The following is a 2,358-nucleotide window of genomic DNA, read 5'->3' as shown; positions in this document are numbered from 1 at the left end:
GCTCGAACACGTCGAGCCCCGCCCCGGCAATCTTGCCCGCCTTCAGCGCGCGGGCCAGCGCGGCTTCGTCGATCACCTCGCCGCGGGCCGTATTCACGATATAGGATTCCGGCTTCATCAGCTCGATCCGGCGGGCATTCATCAGATGAAATGTTGCGGGCGTGTGCGGGCAGTTCACCGAGACGATATCCATGCGCGCGAGCATCTGGTCGAGGCTGTCCCAATAAGTCGCCTCCAGCAATTCCTCGATGCGCGGGCTGACCGGTTTGCGGTTGTGATAATGGATCTGCAAGCCAAAGGCTTTTGCGCGGCGGGCAACCGCTTGACCGATACGCCCCATGCCGATGATGCCCAGCCGTTTGCCGGCGAGTCGGCGGCCCATCATCCAGGTCGGCGTCCAGCCGTCAAAGCCGCCCGTATTCATGATCTGCGCACCTTCGAACAGGCGGCGCGGCACTGACAGGATCAGTGCCATGGCGACATCCGCCGTATCATCGGTCAGCACGCCGGGCGTGTTGGTCACGGTGATGCCGCGCTGTACGGCACTCTGCACGTCAATATTGTCCACACCCGCGCCGAACTGGGCAATCAGGCGCAACTGGTCCCCTGCCCGGGCCATGATCCGGCCGTCCAGTTTGTCAGTTACCGTGGGTACCAGCACGTCGGCGGTCTGCATCGCCTCGACCAGTTCCTCCTGCGTGAAGGGGTGATCATCATTGTTCAGCCTCGCATCGAACAATTCCTTGAGGCGCAATTCGACCGGCGCCGGGAGTTTTCGGGTGACAACGACTTTCAACTTCTTCGCGGACATAGGAACTCTTTTTGCAAATATTCTCATTCGGGCCTTAGCAGAGGGATTAGACCACGCCAACGCTTCATATTTTACACAAGATTCATTCGGCTATGGAATTCTATCCCCTCGCAGACATGGGAAAAGACTGCACATGAAGTGGGCAGCCATTATTTTAACCGGGCTCGTCTTTGCTTGCGCTTCGGCACTGGCTGAGGGTCCGACCTATGTGCGCGTGAGCAAATTTTCCGGAAAGGAAGTCCCGCGCTTCGAGACCCTGAAATACAATGCCGTGAATGGTCGGGCCGGCCCCAGCCGCGATCATCCGATCCTCTGGCGCTACGAACGCCAGGGCTTGCCCCTGCTGATCATCAAGGAGAGCCAGAACTGGCGCCGTGTACGGGATCCGTCCGGCTCAGAAGTCTGGGTCCATGCCCGCATGCTGGAACCGGAAGCCAAGGCCATGGTGCAGACCGACACGATCCTGCATCACGCGCCGAATCCGGAAAGCGCAGAGGTCGCCCGCATAGAGGCGACCGTCTTGGTGGAGCTCGGCAAATGCGCGGACAATTGGTGCCGCATCGAAGCCGGAAACTATAAAGGCTTCGTCCCGGCTGCCGCCCTCTGGGGCGTAACGACCAGCGAAGCCACCCTGTAAGCAAGGGCAGTCTGGACACCCTCTCCCTGTTGACAAGCCGCGCGGCACAGGCTCGTAAAGCCTCTTGCGCTGATTGAACAAGGGAACCGCCATGTCCGGACCGCACGATTACCACACGCCCCAATCCTCCTACTCCAAGGAAGACCTGCTGAAGTCAGGTGCGGGCGGCTATTTTGGCCCGGGCAATGCGCAATTGCCGATCCCGCCCATGCTGATGATGGACCGGATCACAGAGATCACCATGGATGGCGGCCAGTTCGGCAAGGGCAGCGTGATCGGCGAACTCGACATCACGCCAGACCTCTGGTTCTTCGAATGCCACTTCCCCGGTGACCCGGTCATGCCCGGCTGTCTTGGCCTTGATGCCATGTGGCAGGCCGTCGGCTACTGGCTCGGCTGGTCCGGCAGCCCCGGAAAGGGCCGTGCGCTCGGCGTCGGCGAAGTGAAGTTCACCGGCGAGATCACGCCCGACAAGAAGCTCGTCCGCTATGTCATCGACATCAAGCGCGTGCGCCGCGGCAAGCTCAATCTCGGCATCGCCGATGGCCGCGTCTATGTCGATGATGAGCATGTCTACACCGCGCTCGACATGAAGGTCGGCCTGAAGAACGTCCTCTAGCGCTGCGCCTGCTTGACGTGGGCAAGCGGGCTGCCTAGCCCTGATGACACGATGATATTTGAACAAGGGAGATGCCGCGATGGCTGATGACTGGACCCCGCCGGCAGGCGACCTGATGAAAGGCAAGCGCGGCATCGTGATGGGCGTCGCCAACCAGAACTCCATCGCCTGGGGCATTGCCCGCCAGCTGGCCGCCCAGGGCGCCGAGATCGCGTTCACCTATCAGGGTGACAGTTTGGAGCGCCGCGTGCGCCCGCTGGTCGAATCCATCGGCATGGACACGATGATCCC

At 61.2% G+C, this 2,358-nt stretch carries 4 protein-coding genes; 3 read left to right on the top strand and 1 reads right to left on the bottom strand.

The annotated features are described in order from the left end of the window. Positions 1-811, bottom strand: an 811-nt coding sequence (locus tag B4F73_RS13710) for a 2-hydroxyacid dehydrogenase (RefSeq protein ID WP_290483541.1), incomplete at its 3' end; no start/stop codon positions are given. Positions 812-944: 133 nt separating this feature from the next. On the opposite strand from B4F73_RS13710, the gene B4F73_RS13705 reads away from it, so the two are divergent. The 3 genes from B4F73_RS13705 to B4F73_RS13695 form a co-directional block, all read left to right on the top strand. Then, a complete protein-coding gene (locus B4F73_RS13705; RefSeq protein WP_290480243.1) occupies positions 945-1,448 on the top strand; it encodes an SH3 domain-containing protein in 504 nt (167 codons plus the stop codon). Positions 1,449-1,539: 91 nt separating this feature from the next. Continuing rightward, complete coding sequence (fabA, locus tag B4F73_RS13700; RefSeq protein ID WP_206991689.1) at positions 1,540-2,067, top strand: bifunctional 3-hydroxydecanoyl-ACP dehydratase/trans-2-decenoyl-ACP isomerase; 528 nt, start codon at positions 1,540-1,542, stop codon at positions 2,065-2,067. A gap of 79 nt (positions 2,068-2,146) precedes the next feature. Beyond that, positions 2,147-2,358: SDR family oxidoreductase (locus tag B4F73_RS13695; protein WP_290483540.1), on the top strand; the 212-nt coding region annotated here is incomplete at its 3' end.

It is taken from the genome of Hyphomonas sp. UBA3601, from assembly GCF_002375605.1.
Classification (GTDB): Bacteria; Pseudomonadota; Alphaproteobacteria; order Caulobacterales; family Hyphomonadaceae; genus Hyphomonas.
Note: the sequence above shows the minus strand (reverse complement) of the source record. Positions and strands in the feature narration are given on the sequence as shown.

Bases quoted from the DNA above. Each gene is read 5' to 3' on its own strand.
- B4F73_RS13705 (WP_290480243.1), top strand. From the start codon at position 945: ATGAAGTGGGCAGCCATTATTTTAACCGGGCTCGTCTTTGCTTGCGCT.
- fabA (WP_206991689.1), top strand. From the start codon at position 1,540: ATGTCCGGACCGCACGATTACCACACGCCCCAATCCTCCTACTCCAAG.